Genomic DNA, 17,998 nt, shown 5'->3' on the forward strand with positions numbered 1-17,998 from the left:
TCTTAAGCCGTCCAACCAGGTTGATACGTATAAATGACAGCGCCGCGATGCTGTGCATTTCCACGAAAATCTTTTTTATCCTCTTGCTCCATTAACGCCTCACGAAAACTAGTAAATTGCTCTTTTGTAACAACCACTTCTTTTATCTCGCCACTACGCAACTGCTCTATTATCTGTTTTGCCTCATGTTGATTCATTTAAAAACGCTCCTTTATCCTTTACGTCTTCTTATTATGCCAAAAAAAAACCAAGCAAGGAAGATCTCCCTACTCGGATTTCATTCTAAAGCAACAAACAAAAGACAGGTGCTGTAGCCTTAATCTTTTAGTTAAGCGTACCATGCGGGTCGATGACAAATTTTTTCGCTGCACCACCATCAAAATCAGCATAGCCACCCGGTGCTTCATCTAGAGAAATAACGGTGGCATTAACAGCTTTTGCAATAGAAGCTTTGCCAGATAATATAAGCTTCATTAATTGTCGGTTATATTGCATGGCCGGTGTCTGCCCAGTCACAAACGTATGTGCCTTTGCCCAACCTTGTCCAAACCGCACTTTTAACGAGCCTGTCTTTGCATCTTCATCTGTTGCCCCTGGATCTTCAGTAACATAAAGCCCCGGGATCCCTAGTTTCCCACCAGCTTGAGTCACATCCATGATTGCATTGAGTACCGCTGCCGGCTGTTCACCTCCATGCTCTCCATGACCCGATGCTTCAAATCCTACAGCATCTACTGCTGCATCCACCTCTGGCACACCTAAAATCGCTTCTATTTGTTCCCCGAGTCGATCATGCTTAGAAAGGTCAACTGTTTCACAACCAAAGCTACGTGCTTGTGCCAATCTCTCTTCGTTAAGATCACCGACAATGACACTTGACGCACCTAGAAGTTGAGCGGAATGTGCCGCCGCTAAACCTACCGGCCCTGCACCTGCTACATAAACGGTTGATCCAATACTAACACCAGCTGTATAAGCCCCATGGAATCCAGTTGGAAAAATATCTGTTAACATGGTCAAATCAAGGATTTTTTCCATCGCTTTCTCTTTGTTTGGAAACGTAAGTAATTGAAAATCAGCATAGGGAACCATGACGTATTCTGATTGACCTCCAACCCATCCGCCCATATCAACATAGCCATAGGCCGAACCTGGACGTTCTGGATTAACGTTTAAACAAATATGCGTTTTTCGCTCCTGACACATTACACAGCGACCACACGCAATATTGAACGGGACTGAAACAATATCCCCTTTCTCAATAAACTCAACATCTCTACCAACTTCGATCACTTCACCAGTAATTTCATGACCTAATACGAGACCCTCTGGAGCTGTAGTCCGCCCACGTACCATATGCTGGTCGCTACCACAAATATTCGTAACGATGACTTTTAGAATCACACCATGCTCACATTTCCGACCGACATTCGCTTTAGGAACTCCCGGGCCATCTTTTAACACCAATTCTGGATACTCAATATCTTGTACTTGTACACCTTTTTTACCCATGTATACAACACCGCGATTATTTGCCACGTAATCCCTCCTATAGTGTTCATTTTTTGCCATCCCAAGTCCTTGCTACATCGTTTCGTGTCACCTCTTTCCAAAGAACCAATCGTTCCTTCTTGCTACTCTATTTACCAGTACTTGTCATTCTAAACCTATTTTTAGAAAAATCAATTACCTCACTTATTGTTGTCCACGCAAAAAAGAGAGCCTCCGTTGCTCTCTTGGTATTTTTGTAATAGAAGGCTAGAACATACTTACACTGACTCATTCGACTCGGCTAAATAACTCAGGCTCTTCTAATCGAATAAGTTCAAGCTCTAAACGCTTACGAAATTCAAGCTTATTAAAACCAAAATAAACCGCGATAAACGATTGCTCTTCATTCCAATGAGTATCAATGAAGTGTTTTTTCTTTTCACCGTAAAGCCTTCTTTGCGTAATCTCTTCCGCCAGTCTTGTGATATCCACTTTATCCCGGTCTTTCAACCAGCGTAGCGTTGGTTTAGTTTTCGTCTGACTAAAATAGTGGTACAGCGCTGCGAGATCTTGTTCATGAAAACCAAATGTATGTCGTTTTTCTCGAAAATAAGACTTGGCTGTTCTATTTAGCATGGCAGCCACTTCGTGTTTTTCTACTACTACCATGTTGGCAAGCCACGATTCATAAGCAGTAACCAAATGTTCATAGACAAGAATGTCAATTGACTGGCGTTGGGAAGGGTCTATAAATGAATACACACCAACAGGGATCGTTTCAACAAAACGATGGGCTTCTGCTTCTTCTTTAGGTAAACTCTTATACCATTTATCAACAATTGAAATCGTCAATGGCACTCTTTGATTCTCAACAAACCGTTGCTTCATTTCGGCTGCCTCATCTTGATAGAGTTCATTTGGCGTAATCCAAGAAATCGTCTCTGGCCATTCATCATGAAAATGCACGATCTGTGCTGATGCCGTTCCTCCTGCTTCAACACCTCGCATCGCCCTTCCAATCATTTGTGTCATTAAAATAGCGGACGATGTGGGCCGAGCTAGAAATACAGTTTGAACATCCGGTAAGTCCGTTCCTTCGGTTAACATATTCACGTTTATTAATACATCCAGTTCATTGTCTTTAAACCGTTTTAGCACTTCTTCTTTCTTCTCTTCTCCTGAAATAAAATAATCAGCTGAGATGCCCGCCTCTATAAACTGTCTTGTCAATAAAATGGCATGCTTACGATTCATCGCGAACACAAGCGTCTTACCATACACGTGTTTATGAGAACGATACTCTTTTACAATAAGCGCATTGCGCGCTTGGTGAATCGTCAAATAGTGCTCCACCTTTGGAGGCAAACGATCAGCTGTATGAATGTGCTGAATATCCGCTACCGATAAAGTCGGCAGTTTTTTCACACCGGTTTTGAGCTCTTTAAAAAACGGTTCTGCTAAAATACCTCTTGCAATTAACGTTGCCACATCTAGCTTATAGACAATATCATCTGAAAACCGTTTCTTTAACAATCCTCTCTCTTCTTCTAAGGTCCGAAAAGGGGTGGCAGTTAAACCTAAAATAGTAGAATTTGATTTTTTTGATACTGTCGTTAAAATGTGCTCGTACGTTTCAGACACTGCATGATGAGCTTCATCAACAACAATCAATATGTCCTCATTAGCCTTTAACCAATTTTCTTGCAGCAAGGATAATTGTCCTACAATACTTTGATTCGTACCAATAACAATTTGATCGGTTGACTGGATAGCCTTTACCGACTCATGGGTTTCGTCACTCGATATAAGTCGGCACGAAATGGCTTTTCCCTTCTTCACTAAATCATTTGTTGCAAGGGTGCGAATTGCAGAAAAAGCTTGGTCAAGTAAATCATGACGGTGTGTCAACCACAGCACTTTACGCCCTTTATTGACTCCTTCTTTCAGAAGCCAATGCACAGCAACGACTGTCTTTCCGCCGCCTGTTGGTATAGACAAGATACCCGAGAACGGCATAGGGGTCTCATCTAACCGCCGTAGGGCTTCTTCTTGATGAACATAGAGTTGAAAAGGAAGATCACTGGTCCTCACCTGTATGAGATGAGGAGAATGCTCCACCTCTTGAAAAGAAAAAGTCACCCATTCTTCCATTTTCAGACGATGCCACTGTGTGCCTGTAGACGAATACGCACGTACCTTCAAACGCTTCAAATGCTTGTTCACAGTAGCAACCATTAGCTCCGTACGTCTTTTTTGACCAATCCGCTTCATAAACGAGCGCATTTTGATCGTCATTCGCTGATGCTTCCGTTGCTTCATCTCTTCTTTTAGTTCAAATAAACCCAATGGTATAGTTGGCTTCATGTTCTCTCTCCATTCCAACCACCAATTATACGCGATACCCTGTATGTAGAAAACAGGAAAAAAGAGGCCACAGGAAGCTTTGCTGATGACCAAGGGGTGATTGAGACCAATAAGAGGCAATTGCGATCCGTTTAGAATAAATCTACCCATGTTTTACGAATCCTGCCGTTAGAAAGATTACTAAATGACAAGCTTTTTCAACAAATAAAATACGATGTTAAATCAAAAAACTAAGCATTGTCTTGTTTAGGGATAACGGGTCCTACTTGTCCGACTAGCCCTGACCGGTTGAACTTGAGCAGTTCCTAAAACGCACAGAATATATAATTAAAACTTAAGTCCTGATTCTTTAGCTTTTGTTAAACTAAATCCTCTTTAAAAATGAACAAAAAAGCACAATCGTTGGATACTGCAAACATTGTGCTTAAGAAACCATAACATTTTTTGTAAAACTGTTACTCAGCAAGAAGCTTTCACAGCCGAACCCATAATTCATGCACGTTTAATTTGAATACGTACGAATTTAAAATTTATAAACTTTTTATCCTAAATAGGTTTACATACCATTTATAAAGGGTAATGAAAAATGTTAATTATAGAGGTGGTGAATTAATTGAAAATTACAGATATTAGCGATACTTTGTTAAACGATTTAATTGAAAAGTCTATTCTAGATAACTTAAACAACGACTTCATTCAACTATTAAAAGATGAGCTAGAGAGGAGACTTACTATTAACCACGAGATCACGAAGTAAATCAATTTCTCTCGATTCTAAATTTCTTTGAAGCTTTTCTTCAAATTCAAATAGTAAGGTAAATAGCTGCTCATCCTTTTCCATTGCGTTTTTATTACCTCCATTCATTTTTAATTTTTATATCATCATATGAAAATACAGTGACAATACAAGATAAATGTTGCTTACTAAATAAACTTTCTACAATTCAATGATACGGTTGTTAGCAATGGTAATCTGTTTGTATAACTAACGAGCAAGGGCATTCGAATGGATTGAAGTTTTTCCAACATAATAAATTTATACATAACGATTTTCACTTATAAACCGGTTTAAAAAGAGATGTGAGAGATCTTGGAAGGGGTACAATAAAAGAACCGCTCAAAATGGTTATTCATTAAGATTTCCCCTTTCCTTCTTTCAAATTTAAGAACGGTTTTTACTTTAGAATGTAACTTCTTAAGGCCTTTAATTAGTCGTATCCTCCCGCTGTATCCCCATAAACCCATTCTTTCTAAGTATTTTATGTCTTAAAGCCGTTTTTGATTGGGCCTTTCATTTAGATTAACGCACGAAAAAATAAATGAAGAGTAACGTCATTAAATCAATACCATTCATAAAATGAGGTAGAACAGTAAATCTGTAATAGCAAAACCTAATGTGATCGGAATATAAGATCGTTTGTTTATTCGTTGGTCCATTAATGAACGTACATTGGACTCACTATAGATTTGCATGCGCTAAAACACTATATTGATCTCCTTAACCGCTATCAATCTATTACGTAAAAAAACCAGCAGTCTATCAGACTACTGGTTTAACGCTATTGTGCAATTCCCCAAGGTGAAAAGATTAGGTATGTACCAAGAACAGTGATGACAACAACTGCACTAACCCAGTACCGATGCTTCCAAGGGGTGAGATCCACTTTTTGCTTGCCTGTCTCGAATACAAACGGCGTTGTGGTTTTTTGCAATCGGCTAACACCCCATAAAATAAACAAGTCAACAAAGAACATAACACTAAAAACGTATAAGTAATGGACATCTAAGAATAACTGCGATGCTCCATAAACAATGACATGAAAGATAAATGTAAATTTAGCCGCGAAAGGCGTAGCATATTTTGAATAAAATCCTAATAGCACGATAACAAGAAGTGGCATGCTATACAAACCGTTGAATTGTTGGACCACATGATATAAACCAGCAGGTGCAAATGAAATGAGTGGAGCAATAATGATTGCCGTTAAACCGACACCGATTGTGAAGATCTTGCCAACACGGGTAATTTGCTTATCTGTTTTCTCTTTTCCTATGGGCTTATAAAAGTCAAGTGTGAGTAGTGTCGAAGCAGCGTTTAGTGCGCCAATAAATGAACTTAAAATGGCTCCAAAGATGACGGCAGCAAACACACCAAACATCCATTCAGGTAAAACAGCAGATACCAACATTGGGTAAGCATTATCAGAATTCGAGATGCCGTCCCCGAACATATTTAACGCAATGATGCCTGGAAAAACAAGAAAAAGAGCGCCGAAAATCTTGAAAAAACCTACATATAATGCACCTTTTTGCCCCTCTCGAAGATCTCTTCCTGCCAAGACTTTTTGCACAATCATTTGGTTTGTACACCAAAAAAATAAGTTATTAAAAAACATCCCTAAAAATAACGTTGGCCATGGTACATAAGCAGAATCAACTGCTCCAATCGCATTAAGCATTTCAGGCGTATTTTGACGTATCGTCTCAAAACCTGACAACATATTTCCATTCCCTAACATCATTAAACCAAAAATTGGTACAGATAAACCAGCTATAAGTAAGCCAATTCCGTAGATAGTGTCACTAAATGCAGCTAACCTTAATCCACCTAACATTAAGTATGCAAGACCAACAACCCCTATTCCACCAGCAATGAATGCAATCGCAACAAGTGGTTCGACTCCAAGCATTTCATCAACTGAGAAGATTTGGTTAAACACTAAGGAGCCCGAATAAAGAACGACTGGTAAGAAAGATACAACGTATGTAAATATGAATAAGGCAGATGCAATCTTCTTTGTGGTTTTGTCAAAGCGTACCTCTATAAAGTCCGTAACTGTATCTACACCATGCTTTAAATATTTTGGAAGAAAAATTAATGCCAGGGCGACAATCGCAATTGCCGATGTTACTTCCCAAGCCATTACCTCCATTCCAGCAACATAGCTTTGTCCGTTCTGACCAACAATCTGTTCTGTTGAGAGATTCGTACCAATTACAGTACCAGCGATTACAATACCAGTTAAGCTACGACCACCTAAGAAGTACCCTTCTGAGCTCGAATTATTAATCGTCCTACTTTTTCGATAAGCAAAAATCCATATCGCCACAACAATAAAAAGAAACGTGGCTATCGCAAAAGCGTTCAAAATTATTTTCCCCCTTTTTCAACCTAATAGGGTGAGCGCGCATGTATACGCTTCCTTTTTATAGGTGCGTTTTTTCCGGTGCAAACTCTTCTACAATAACTTTTTTTCCTGTTTGATAAGCGTGTGTTGCTGCTAAAGCCACTCGCAAATCTTGAGTAGCATCTTTATCATCCACAATCGGCTTTTCACCAGTCTGTATACAGTGGATAAAATGCTTCAGTTCTTCAATGTATGCCACACGGAATCTTGTTTGGAAATCAGGAAACACCTTAAAATTACTTCCATCTTGGTTCAATACGGTTACCTGCTGTTCTCTCAAGTCGCCTATAAACAAAGCACCTTCTGTCCCAATGACTTCAGCACGAATATCATAGCCATAAGGAGAATTCCTAGACACTTCCATGTCGCCAATGGCACCATTTGCAAACTCAACGTAAGTCAACCCATGATCGAGATCATTGAATTCTTTCATAAATTCATATTTTAATACGTTTCCATGAGCGGCAACCGAGGTAATCTCTGTATTAAACAAGTAACGAGCAATGTCATAATCATGAATGGAACAATCAACGAAAATACCTCCACTACTCTTTATAAATTCCGGTGGAGGTGATCCCGGATCCCTTGTAAACGCTTTAAAATAGAGCGGTCGCCCAATTTCGCCGTTATCAATTCGACGTTTGGCATCAACGTAACCCGGATCAAATCGACGCATAAAGCCAACCTGACAGATAATACCAGCTTTTTTCACTGCCACTGAGACTTTTTCCGATTCTTCTAGATTTAACGTTAATGGTTTTTCAACAAATATATGTTTTTGATAATAAGCAGCTTTTTTTATAATTTCAGCATGAGTGCTCGTTGGCGTTACGATGACAACAGCATCTACTACTGGGTGAGTAAGAGCATCCTCAATGTTGGTAGAGTGAAACTCAATTCCGAATTCACCCGCTACTTCCTTCGCCCTGCCTGGTAGTGGGTCCACCACCATATATAAATTTGCCCCATGTACTTCGGTTAAAAGATTTTTCGTATGGGAATAACCGAGACGACCGAGTCCTAGTACTGCTATATTTATGCGCTTTTTCATTTCAAACATCCTTTCTAAAACTTCGGCCTAACCAGATTGGCTTTGTGAGTTGAGCCGAACTCCTTCAGCTTTTGCTGTACTGCTTCTTGAACAGCATGAATGGCCGGGGTTAATAAAGTTGCAGGCTCAAACGCATCCGGTTGCTTAATCAACTGTTTCCTTAGTTGATCAGACCAAGCAATCATACATTCTGTATTAATATTCACCTTGGCATGCCCTAACTGAATGGCTCGCTCTAAATCATGACTTGGAATGCCTGAAGCACCATGAAGCACAAGTGGAATATCCGTCACCTTTGAGATTTGTTCCATTTCCTTAAACCCTAGCTTAGGTTCTCCATGATAACGACCATGAACCGAGCCTAATGCTGCTGCTAATGCATCAATATTCGCCTCTGTAACTAAACGCTCACATTCATCGACATTCGCATATGATACGCCACCAATCACACCATCTTCCGTTCCACCAACCGTCCCAACTTCTGCTTCAACACTAACACCAAACTTTACAGCATAATCTGAAACTTCTTTTGTCATCGCAATATTCTCTTCAATCGATAGGTGCGATCCATCAATCATGACCGAACTAAATCCAGCGTCAATGGCTTGAAAGCACGATTGAACATTTCTACCATGATCAAGATGCAAAACAACAGGAACGTTTATATTCAATTCATTGATTAAGGAGTCGACAAAAGAAACGACTGTACGATATCCACCTAAGTAATCAATCATTCTCTCTGATGCTGCTGCGATAACAGGTGATTGTTCTTCCTCAGCAGCAAGAAGAATTGCTTTAGTCCATTGCAATCCATTTATATTAAATTGACCGATTGCATAGCGATTTTTCTTTGCTTCTACGAGTAGCTCTTTCATGAAAGCAAACGCCATGTTACCCACCCCTCTCTAGTACACGACTTTAGCTGCTGGCTTCTCTTTTTTATAAAAATCAGGGCATTGAGCAAGTTCAATAGTCTCTTTCACACCCGAAATTTGTGCTTTCACACATGCATCTGCAGTCACTGCCGCAATGTACCCATCCCATGCTGTAGGACCAGAAACGGTACCCTTATCAAGAACGTTATCGATAAAATCTTGCACTTCAACATCATAAGCGTGAGCAAAACGCTCCTGCCAATCCATTCCTATTTCTTTTCCAATTTGACCACCCTTTCTTACTTGAACGTGCGCTTCATCAGGTAGGCGGAGAAGTCCTTCTTCACCAACAATTTCACATTGAATATCGTATCCGTACGTACAGTTCACAAAAATTTCAACGTTAATCATGACACCACTCTCGGTTTGTAACATTACCATTTGTGGATCCTTCAGGTGTGGCAATGCATGCTTCGTTTTTCTAGGATAAAATACTTGAGCTGAAACATAGTCGTCATTTATTAACCAGCGCAACACATCAATTTCATGAATCAATGTATCGTGAATTGCCATATCAGTGGAGTAACGCTCAGCCACATTAGCGTTTCTGTGAGCACAATGCATCAGTAAAGGTTCTCCAATTGTGTTTTGATCAATCGCTTCTTTCAACTTTTTGTAACCGCTATCATAACGACGCATAAAACCTACTTGAACAAGTGGATTCCCATAAGCCATTTCCGCTTCCACAATTCGCATACACCCTTCTGCAGTTGTTGCTAACGGCTTTTCACAAAAAACAAACTTCTTTGCTTCAATTGCTTTTAACACACTGCTCTCGTGAGCTTGACCCCAGCTTGTAATAAAGACAGCTTCAATTCTTGAATCCTGAATTAAGTCCACATCATCTTTATACAACGTGGCATTTAATTTAAATTCTTTAATGACGGCTTCTGCCGCTTGTTGGTTAACATCTGTTACCGCAATAATTTCTGCACCAGCTAGACTCTTTGTTACGCGACGAATATGGTCTCTACCGATTGCGCCCGTCCCAATAACGCCTATTTTTAACGTCATTCGTATCCCCACCTTTGGTCTTTAACTATCGACTGTTCCGATACTCTTCTTTAATAATTTACTATCAATGTACTCTCTTGCTTTTAAAGCGTATTCCAATGGATGAGCAATTTCTGGGTCTTGCTCCGCTTCAACAACGATCCAGCCTTGATATCCCTTCTTTACTAAACGTAAAAACACAGGTTCAAAATCAATGCAACCATCTCCCGGAACCGTAAACATTCCTCTTAAAAATGACTGTCTGAACGTTAAACCATCTTGTTCACATGTTGTCAGTACATCTTTGCGAACATCTTTAAAATGAACGTGGTTTATTCGATGACAGTATGTATCTAACACTGATAGGTACTCACCGTCAGCGATAAACGTATGACCCGTATCGTATAGTAACCCAACAAGATTCAGATTCGTCCCCTCCATCAACCGCTTCACTTCTTCTTTCGTCTGTACAACCGTCCCCATATGAGAATGATAAGCAAGTTTCAAACCATAGGATTTAGCAATTCCACCTAATCTGTCTAACCCTTGACACACGATTTCCCATTCTTCATCTGTTAGGGTTGGTTTACGGTTTAATGCAAAGACGTTTTGCTCTTCATTTTGTACACTGTACGTTTGTTCCGATACTACAGCGACTTCAGCATTCACTTCCTTTAGATACGCACAATGCTCGTGAAACAAAGCTGCAGTTGCACTTACACCATCACGAATGAGATAGCTTGAAAACCATTGACCTACAATTCTTAACTGCCGAAGTTGTATTTCCTTATTTAAAATAGAAGCTTCAGGAAAAAACCCTCCAACTTCTGTTCCTTCGAACTTTGCGACAACTACATCACTAAGAAGATGGGCAAGTGTGTTACCTGCCCCTATTTCTGGCAAATCGTCATTACGCCAGCCAATAGGCGCAATGCCCCATCTAATCTGCTTACTGGTCAGAATAATCTCCCCTTAATAGAGCTTTGCTGTATTTAATTTCGTTTGGTGTTGCTGATGTGCCCGCTGAACCGACGTTACGTTTGATGTTTCTGCAACACCAACATTCCACCAGCTCTCGTACCCATCTGTCATTGTTTTCGGGAGAACTTTAATTTCAATAAGCGTGGAAACCTCTTGACACATTGCATCCTTCACTGCTTTTTGAAGTTGTTCCACTGACGATACCCGGTAGACTTTTGCACCATATGCTTCTGCAATTTTGGCGTAATCAATGTTCATAATGTCGCCTGTATGTGTGCGAAATTCACAACCATGACTACCGCTTCCATGATCCATTTGTAAATTACTTATACAACCGAATCCAGCGTTATCAAATAAGACAACATTCAATTTATACCCATACTGAATGGCTGTGACCAGCTCGGAGTGCATCATAAGAAAACTGCCATCTCCTACAAGAGAATAGACTTCTTTTTCAGGTTCAGCTAGCTTCGCACCGAAACCACCTGCAATTTCGTAGCCCATACAAGAGTAGCCATACTCTAGGTGGTATGTATTTGGTGTTTCTGTATCCCATAAACGTTGTAGATCTCCTGGGAGAGATCCAGCTGCACAAACGATTACTGCATCTTTAGCTATCGCTTTATTAAGTGCTATTAAAGCAGTTGTTTGTGGGAATTCGGTGTTTAATGTATCTGCATACTCATTTAATACTTGTTGCGAAAACTGTCCCTCGATTTCAGGTTTAAACCGATTACGATCAAATGAAATAGAAGACAACCGTTCTCTTTCCTGAATCCACTCTTTTTTCCACGAATCAATAGAACCATGATTACTTCTATAGCCCTTTAATTTCTCAAAAAGAATAGATAACGTTACCCTCGCATCTGCTACAACCTGCACAGCGTCCATCTTATACGCGTGCATCCGGCTAGCATTGATATTTACAAAGGAAGCTTTGTCAAAAGAGAATGCCGTTTTGGAGGAAGATGTAAAATCTGTGTAGCGTGTTCCTACTCCAATGACTAAATCAGCCTCTTTTGCTGCAAGGTTCGCTGCTTTTGTACCTGTCACACCAACCCCCCCTAAATTAAGCGGATGATGGCTTTCAACGGTTGATTTACCGGCTTGTGTTTCAACCATAGGAACACGATATGTCTCAGAAAAAGTGACTAATTCATCTCGAGCTTCGGAGTATTTTGCCCCACCACCAACAATAATAAGAGGTTTTTTACTTTTGCGTATTGCTTGAATGGCCTGATCTATTTCACGACTAGTAGGTTCACTTCGATCCACATAATGGACTCTTTTTTCAAAAAAAGACATTGGGTAATCGTACGCTTCCCCCTCGACATCTTGAGCGATACAAATCGTTACAGGACCTGCTTTCGCCGGGTCAGTCATCACTTCAAATGCTCGAAGCAAGCTACTCATCAATTGTTCTGGTCGAACCACACGATCCCAGTAACGGGATACTGGTTTTAATGCATCATTTGTAGTAATTGCTGCACTATATTCTTGTTCGAACTGTTGTAAAACCGGATCAGGCTGTCGCGTGGCAAACGTATCAGCTGGAAGAAGTAGGACTGGGATGTTATTCGCTAAAGCTGTTCCAGCGGCAGGCACTAAGTTAGCCGCTCCTGGACCAACAGAAGTGGTAACAGCATAAATCTTCTTTCTAAGCATTTGTTTTGAATACGCGATGGCTGCATGTGCCATCCCTTGTTCGTTTTTTCCTTGAATGACTTTAAGATGACCAGCATCTTGTTCAAGTGCTTGACCAATTCCGAGCACATTGCCATGACCAAAGATGTTGAACATCCCTTCAACAAAGTGCTCCTCTTTTCCATCTACTGAAATAAACTGGTTGTTTAAAAATTTCACAAGGGCTTGACCTGTTGTCAAACGAATTGTTTCTGCCATGATCTCACAGCCTCCTTTTAAACACGCTGTTCGTGTTGCTTTAAGAGATCTTCGATTTCTCCAACCGTCGGCATTGCTTCTGATGAGCTATGCTTACTGACCACAATTGCCGCTGAAGCACCGCCGAACTGTAACGCTTCCTGCGTTGATTTTCCGTTTACAAGTGCATATAGAAAAGCAGATGCATACGAATCGCCTGCACCGAACGTTTTCAAAACGTTAGATGGATAGGCTTTAGCCCGGGTAATGGTCCCATCTTCTTCGAATGCAATAGAACCGTCCACACCATGCTTAATGACAACAAGTTCAGCTCGATGTGCAAGTAACGCTTTTGCTGTTTGTTCATCATCACCATTTTCTTGATTTTCAAGAATGTCATATTCATCACGTGTTCCAATGACAAGATTCGCTTGTTCTGCTGCCCACTTATAATAAACAGACGTCTCTTCTGCTGATTGCCATGTATATGGTCGATAATCTAATTCAAATACGATCGTCACGTTGTTCTTTTTTGCATAACCCACTGCTTGAAATACCGCTTCACGAGAAGGGCTTTGGGCAAGTGCCGTCCCTGAAACTAACAACATTTTTGCTTCGGCAATATATGCCTCTGATACTTCTTCCGGACGCAAGAATAAATCTGCTACCTCTGTGCGATACATTAAAATACTGCACTCTTCAGGACTCTTAATCTCTGTAAATGTTAAACCTGTCTTATGACCTTCTGTATCCGTTATCATTTCTGACGTATCTACGCCAACGCCATCCATATATGAGCGAATAAATCTGCCATGCTGATCATCAGCCAATTTACCAATAAATCCTGTTTTTAAGCCTAATTTTGATGAACCAATCGCAACGTTTGCTGGTGATCCACCTACATATTTAGAAAATGTCATCGTTTCTTCCATCGGACGATTGTATTCCGTTGCATTTAAATCGATACACGCGCGCCCAATCGCAACTAAATCAAACCGTTTATCTTTTGCAAACGTAACTGTCATTTTACGAATCCTCACGATCTAAGATCCACTCATGAGCTGGATCATTATAAAATTTCCAAGTCCGCTTTGGACCTGCCATTACATTTAAATAGTATGATGTATAGCCATCAGGCACGCCAACTGGATGATAACCAGCTGGCACTAAAACAACATCTTCATTTTCAACAGTCATCGTTTCATCTAAGCTACGGTCATCTGTGTAAACACGTTGAAAAACAAACCCTTGTGGCGGATCTTGTTCATGGTAATACGTCTCTTCCAAAAATGATTCGTGCGGCAAATTATCTTGATCGTGCTTATGAGGTGGGTAACTAGAGAAATTCCCGCTCTCCGTATACACTTCTACAACTAGTAAAGAATCAGCCACATCCAGTGAATCTGGTAAAATATTATGGACAGACCGCTGATTCATTTTTATGCCACGATGCTCTGGTTGGATATCTTTAGCGGGAAGTAAGCGGTTAGGACGTTTTGTCATCCCAGGTGCATAACAAAGCGCTACTCTAGCATTCGTATCAGCTTGAATACGAAAAGTTGTCTCTTTTGTTATATACACACTATCTGTCGGAACTTTTTCAAATACACTTTTTCTAGTCCCAATGGATGAAAATGTATCCTCTCCTGCCGTGACAGATGCTTTCCCTGTCACAATGACGGCACAGCACTCTTGGTTTGTTAATGTTTCTTCATACAGTGCGCCTTCTGTGAGGTCAATGACGGAAAATCCAACGTATTCAAGAGGCGTTCGACCGTCTTTCACTTCATGTATCAACGTCACACCTTTAGATAATGGCTTCTTTTCCGGTTTGCGTAATAACTTAGGCATATAATCCTCCTGTGCATCTAAATTAATCTTCAAATACTGGATCTACTAAGCGAGCTGTCACCACTTTTTTACGTGTATAGAAATCGACACTATCTTTTCCATTTGCATGAAGTGTGCCGAAGAAAGAAGACTTCCAGCCAGAGAATGGGAAGAATGCCATAGGTGCTGGTACACCAAGATTAACCCCTAACATACCTGCATCAATGTTTTCGCGAAAGTAGCGAATTGCTTGCGCGTCTTTCGTGAAAATACAAGCGCCATTCGCAAATTCTGATTGGTTTGCCGTAGCAATTGCTTCTTTCAAATGCTTTACACGGACGATTGATAGTACAGGTGCAAAGATTTCATCTTTCCAAATCTTCATTTCCGTTGTAACGTTGTCAAAGATTGTTGGCCCAACAAAGTAACCATCATCACTTGCACGTTCTCTACCGTCTAATAAAAGCGTTGCGCCTTCTTCTATACCGGACTCTATATATGAAAACGTACGTTTTTTATTGTCTTCACGAATAACTGGCCCTAAGAATACCCCGTCGTCAATACCCTTTCCCATTTTTAAGCTCTCCGCTTTTTCCGTAAGCTTTGCGATAAACGCATCCGCAATAGCATCTTCTACTGTTACAACCGCACATGCCATACAACGTTCTCCAGCAGAGCCGAAGGCAGCACCGACAATATCATTAACCGCCGTATCTAAATCGGCATCTCGTAAGACAACTGTATGGTTATTTGCACCAGTAAGCGCTTGGACACGCTTTAAATTTTCGCTACCACGCTTAAATACATATTCACCAACTGGTTTAGAACCAACAAAAGAAACCGCTTTAATTTCTGGATGATCTAAAATACCGTTTACTACGTCGTGGGCACCATAGACAATATTAAACACACCATCAGGGAGTCCAGCTTCTTTTAGCAAGTCTGCAAATTTTTCGACAAGCAAAGGTGTACGCTCTGACGGCTTAAGAATAAATGTATTCCCAAGTGCGATAGCCATCGGAAACATCCAGCAAGGCACCATCATCGGAAAGTTAAACGGTGTAATACCGCCAACAACACCAATTGGATAGCGGTAATTACTTGCCTCTACGTTTGTAGCAATAGCAGGCAACGCATCACCCATCATAAGGGAAGGAGCACTAGCAGCAAATTCAACGTTCTCAATCCCCCGCTGTACTTCACCACGGGCTTCCGTTAAATTCTTGCCATTTTCCATTGTAATCAGTTGGGCTAATTCTTCTTTATGTTGTTGCAATAGCTGTTGAAAACTAAAAAGTATACGTGCACGACGTGGGACTGCAACAGTTGACCAAACGTGGAAAGCTTCCTTTGCAATCTCGGCTGCATAATGAAGTTCTTGCTTTGTTGAAAGCGGCACTCGACAGAGAACGTCTTTCGTCGCTGGATTGACCACTTCCTCATACTCTGAAGTCTTACTGACGACCCACTTTCCATTTATGTAGTTTTTTAATGTACGAACTTTACTCGCTGTTTCGACCACCACAATCCCTCCATCAATTAACATTACTAGTAATCGCTTACAATAAAAATAAAACTATTGGTTACTTATTGGTTATATATTAATAACATCTTGGATATATGTCAACGATTTATCGGAATATTTTCTTTAATCACGATTAAATATATATATATGTTGATTATATTTTGAGTATAATGGTATAGTATGAGATAAGAATTTTTGACGTTGGGAGTAATAGAATGAAGCTAGTTAGGATTCAAGAAATGGAAAACTACATTCTTGCAAACGGAACCGTCTCCATTGATGATTTATGTGAGCGCTTCGATGTATCCAAAAATACTGTTCGACGGGATCTTAACCGTTTAACCGAAAAAGGGGTGATTGAAAAAGTATACGGAGGAGTTACTGCAACGGAAAAACAGTTAATTCCGTTTGAAAATCGTCACCACGTCTACAATGATGAAAAAGTTCGGATCGCTCTACATGCAGCATCTTTTATAGAAGATCAAGATTTTGTTTATATTGACTCAGGTACCACAACAAAATGGATGTTCGATCATTTCCCTGAAGATAAGTTTATTACGGTTTTGACGAATAATTTAGACGTTATCAATGCTGTGTCGGACAAAGAAAATATTGAACTGTTTGTATTAGGGAATCATTACCAAGCAAAAACACGTTCATTCGTCAACATAAGCAGCTTTTCACTTAATAAGTATAATGTAGATAAAGCGTTTATGGCTTGTACTGGAGCTAGCATTTCTAAAGGATTAACCAATGCCGATCTTCACGAATATGAAGTAAAAAAGAGCATTGTTCAGAAAGAAAATGAGCTTTTTCTACTAGCCGATGCTTCAAAATTCGGTCAGTCAACTATGCTTACGTATGCCCCTTTGTCTCGAGTGGACCACATTATCACATCTGCCCCTTTAGATGAGTCGTATAAAACCTTCTTTCAAGAAGAAAATATTGTGTTACACACGGTTTAATCAATCGTTTAATTAACAACAAAAAGCGGTGAACCACTATTGTCCACCGCTTCTTTTTCATATACCTTCATTTTTAAAGTATGTTGCTGAACAAATAATTTCTTTTTACCGCCAAAATTTCGTATACCCTTTTTTATCCTCAATATTAAACCAAATCATTCTCTCTAATAACTTGTAATCTACAGGTTTATTCCAAGGAATTCTAAACAATCCCTTAGTTGCACTGTAACCGGCCTGAGCAATTTCATCAGCAAAACGTGATATACCTGCTTCTTCTGGTGAGACGCTTAAATGGTGTTTTGCAGTAGAAACACCAATTATAAAAGTGTCTTGATTTGAAAACATCGGCGTGTTCCACTTAATGTGTGGTACTAGCTCAGGAAACTCAACAGCTATCCACGTCAACATTTCTTCTGTTCGATTACGATGCTCAGGATGATCGACACTTGCTAAGTAATCTTTGAAATGATCCATATTCTCCTCCATAATAAGTAAGTCATGATTATCTTTCCCCCTTTATACATCACTCTCTTTCTTTTCATTAAAGGGGGCTCTTACACCATCATTAATCATTTTTATACATTCGCAATAGCTTTGCTATCAAGTACATAGTACCTATTCTTTTATTTTAATTCAATCAACTGATTCACTCGACCCCTTATTTCAATAGATTTTTTTAGTTCAAAAATAAAAGTATCCCTTCCTTCTGAGTGTTCTTCGCACTAGCAGAACAGACTACGTCTTTTTAACCTTCAAACTACCCGCTCCAACGAACAATTTGTTGCTGCTTTTAC

General features: G+C 40.0%; 15 protein-coding genes. 2 read left to right on the forward strand and 13 right to left on the reverse strand.

The annotated features are described in order from the left end of the window. Positions 1–2: 2 nt before the first annotated feature. From ykzS to BK583_RS18995, 3 genes are all read right to left on the reverse strand, one after another. Positions 3–197 (reverse strand): protein YkzS, encoded by a 195-nt coding sequence (gene ykzS / locus BK583_RS18985; protein WP_038476255.1) that lies wholly within the window; start codon positions 195–197, stop codon positions 3–5. 127 nt (positions 198–324) lie between these two features. Next, positions 325–1,572 (reverse strand): formaldehyde dehydrogenase, glutathione-independent, encoded by a 1,248-nt coding sequence (gene fdhA / locus BK583_RS18990; RefSeq protein ID WP_055737085.1) that lies wholly within the window; start codon positions 1,570–1,572, stop codon positions 325–327. Positions 1,573–1,779: 207 nt separating this feature from the next. Next, entirely contained in the window at positions 1,780–3,855 is a 2,076-nt protein-coding gene (locus tag BK583_RS18995) for a DEAD/DEAH box helicase (protein WP_055737084.1), read from the reverse strand. A 613-nt stretch (positions 3,856–4,468) separates the two neighbouring features. On the opposite strand from BK583_RS18995, the gene sda reads away from it, so the two are divergent. Next, positions 4,469–4,612 (forward strand): sporulation histidine kinase inhibitor Sda, encoded by a 144-nt coding sequence (sda, locus tag BK583_RS19000; protein ID WP_078440263.1) that lies wholly within the window; start codon positions 4,469–4,471, stop codon positions 4,610–4,612. An 802-nt stretch (positions 4,613–5,414) separates the two neighbouring features. Here the strand turns inward: sda and BK583_RS19005 are convergent. The 9 genes from BK583_RS19005 to iolA are packed head-to-tail and all read right to left on the reverse strand — an operon-like array spanning position 5,415 to position 16,236. Continuing rightward, positions 5,415–7,004 (reverse strand): solute:sodium symporter family transporter, encoded by a 1,590-nt coding sequence (locus BK583_RS19005; protein WP_055737083.1) that lies wholly within the window; start codon positions 7,002–7,004, stop codon positions 5,415–5,417. A gap of 58 nt (positions 7,005–7,062) precedes the next feature. Next, positions 7,063–8,094 (reverse strand): Gfo/Idh/MocA family oxidoreductase, encoded by a 1,032-nt coding sequence (locus tag BK583_RS19010; protein ID WP_055737082.1) that lies wholly within the window; start codon positions 8,092–8,094, stop codon positions 7,063–7,065. 14 nt (positions 8,095–8,108) lie between these two features. Then, positions 8,109–8,984 carry a class II fructose-1,6-bisphosphate aldolase gene (gene fba / locus BK583_RS19015; protein ID WP_055737081.1) on the reverse strand — a complete coding sequence of 292 codons (876 nt, stop codon included), beginning with the start codon at positions 8,982–8,984 and terminating at the stop codon, positions 8,109–8,111. A 15-nt stretch (positions 8,985–8,999) separates the two neighbouring features. Beyond that, positions 9,000–10,043, reverse strand: a complete 1,044-nt coding sequence (gene iolG / locus BK583_RS19020) for a bifunctional inositol 2-dehydrogenase/D-chiro-inositol 1-dehydrogenase (RefSeq protein WP_055737080.1) — start codon at positions 10,041–10,043, stop codon at positions 9,000–9,002. A 21-nt stretch (positions 10,044–10,064) separates the two neighbouring features. Beyond that, entirely contained in the window at positions 10,065–10,982 is a 918-nt protein-coding gene (gene iolE, locus BK583_RS19025) for a myo-inosose-2 dehydratase (RefSeq protein WP_055737079.1), read from the reverse strand. A gap of 12 nt (positions 10,983–10,994) precedes the next feature. Then, positions 10,995–12,905, reverse strand: a complete 1,911-nt coding sequence (gene iolD / locus BK583_RS19030) for a 3D-(3,5/4)-trihydroxycyclohexane-1,2-dione acylhydrolase (decyclizing) (protein ID WP_055737078.1) — start codon at positions 12,903–12,905, stop codon at positions 10,995–10,997. A gap of 17 nt (positions 12,906–12,922) precedes the next feature. Next, positions 12,923–13,909, reverse strand: coding sequence for a 5-dehydro-2-deoxygluconokinase (iolC, locus tag BK583_RS19035; RefSeq protein ID WP_055737077.1), 987 nt, complete (start codon positions 13,907–13,909; stop codon positions 12,923–12,925). Position 13,910: 1 nt separating this feature from the next. After that, complete coding sequence (gene iolB, locus BK583_RS19040; protein WP_055737076.1) at positions 13,911–14,735, reverse strand: 5-deoxy-glucuronate isomerase; 825 nt, start codon at positions 14,733–14,735, stop codon at positions 13,911–13,913. A 22-nt stretch (positions 14,736–14,757) separates the two neighbouring features. After that, entirely contained in the window at positions 14,758–16,236 is a 1,479-nt protein-coding gene (gene iolA, locus BK583_RS19045; RefSeq protein WP_245804425.1) for a methylmalonate-semialdehyde dehydrogenase, read from the reverse strand. A 218-nt stretch (positions 16,237–16,454) separates the two neighbouring features. On the opposite strand from iolA, the gene BK583_RS19050 reads away from it, so the two are divergent. Next, entirely contained in the window at positions 16,455–17,204 is a 750-nt protein-coding gene (locus BK583_RS19050; RefSeq protein WP_038476219.1) for a DeoR/GlpR family DNA-binding transcription regulator, read from the forward strand. Positions 17,205–17,309: 105 nt separating this feature from the next. On the opposite strand, the gene BK583_RS19055 is transcribed toward BK583_RS19050, so the two are convergent. Beyond that, positions 17,310–17,678: an iron chaperone gene (locus BK583_RS19055; RefSeq protein ID WP_055737074.1), complete on the reverse strand. Its 369-nt coding sequence runs from the start codon at positions 17,676–17,678 to the stop codon at positions 17,310–17,312. Positions 17,679–17,998 lie beyond the last annotated feature (320 nt).

Source organism: Shouchella oshimensis (assembly GCF_002019765.1).
In the GTDB taxonomy this organism is placed as follows: domain Bacteria; phylum Bacillota; class Bacilli; order Bacillales; family Bacillaceae_D; genus Shouchella; species Shouchella oshimensis.

Excerpts from the sequence above, each read along its gene's own strand:
- ykzS (WP_038476255.1), bottom strand. The coding sequence starts at position 197 with ATGAATCAACATGAGGCAAAACAGATAATAGAGCAGTTGCGTAGTGGC.
- fdhA (WP_055737085.1), bottom strand. The coding sequence starts at position 1,572 with ATGGCAAAAAATGAACACTATAGGAGGGATTACGTGGCAAATAATCGC.
- BK583_RS18995 (WP_055737084.1), bottom strand. The coding sequence starts at position 3,855 with ATGAAGCCAACTATACCATTGGGTTTATTTGAACTAAAAGAAGAGATG.
- BK583_RS19010 (WP_055737082.1), bottom strand. The coding sequence starts at position 8,094 with ATGAAAAAGCGCATAAATATAGCAGTACTAGGACTCGGTCGTCTCGGT.
- fba (WP_055737081.1), bottom strand. The coding sequence starts at position 8,984 with ATGGCGTTTGCTTTCATGAAAGAGCTACTCGTAGAAGCAAAGAAAAAT.
- iolG (WP_055737080.1), bottom strand. The coding sequence starts at position 10,043 with ATGACGTTAAAAATAGGCGTTATTGGGACGGGCGCAATCGGTAGAGAC.
- iolD (WP_055737078.1), bottom strand. The coding sequence starts at position 12,905 with ATGGCAGAAACAATTCGTTTGACAACAGGTCAAGCCCTTGTGAAATTT.
- iolC (WP_055737077.1), bottom strand. The coding sequence starts at position 13,909 with ATGACAGTTACGTTTGCAAAAGATAAACGGTTTGATTTAGTTGCGATT.
- iolB (WP_055737076.1), bottom strand. The coding sequence starts at position 14,735 with ATGCCTAAGTTATTACGCAAACCGGAAAAGAAGCCATTATCTAAAGGT.
- BK583_RS19050 (WP_038476219.1), top strand. The coding sequence starts at position 16,455 with ATGAAGCTAGTTAGGATTCAAGAAATGGAAAACTACATTCTTGCAAAC.
- BK583_RS19055 (WP_055737074.1), bottom strand. The coding sequence starts at position 17,678 with ATGGATCATTTCAAAGATTACTTAGCAAGTGTCGATCATCCTGAGCAT.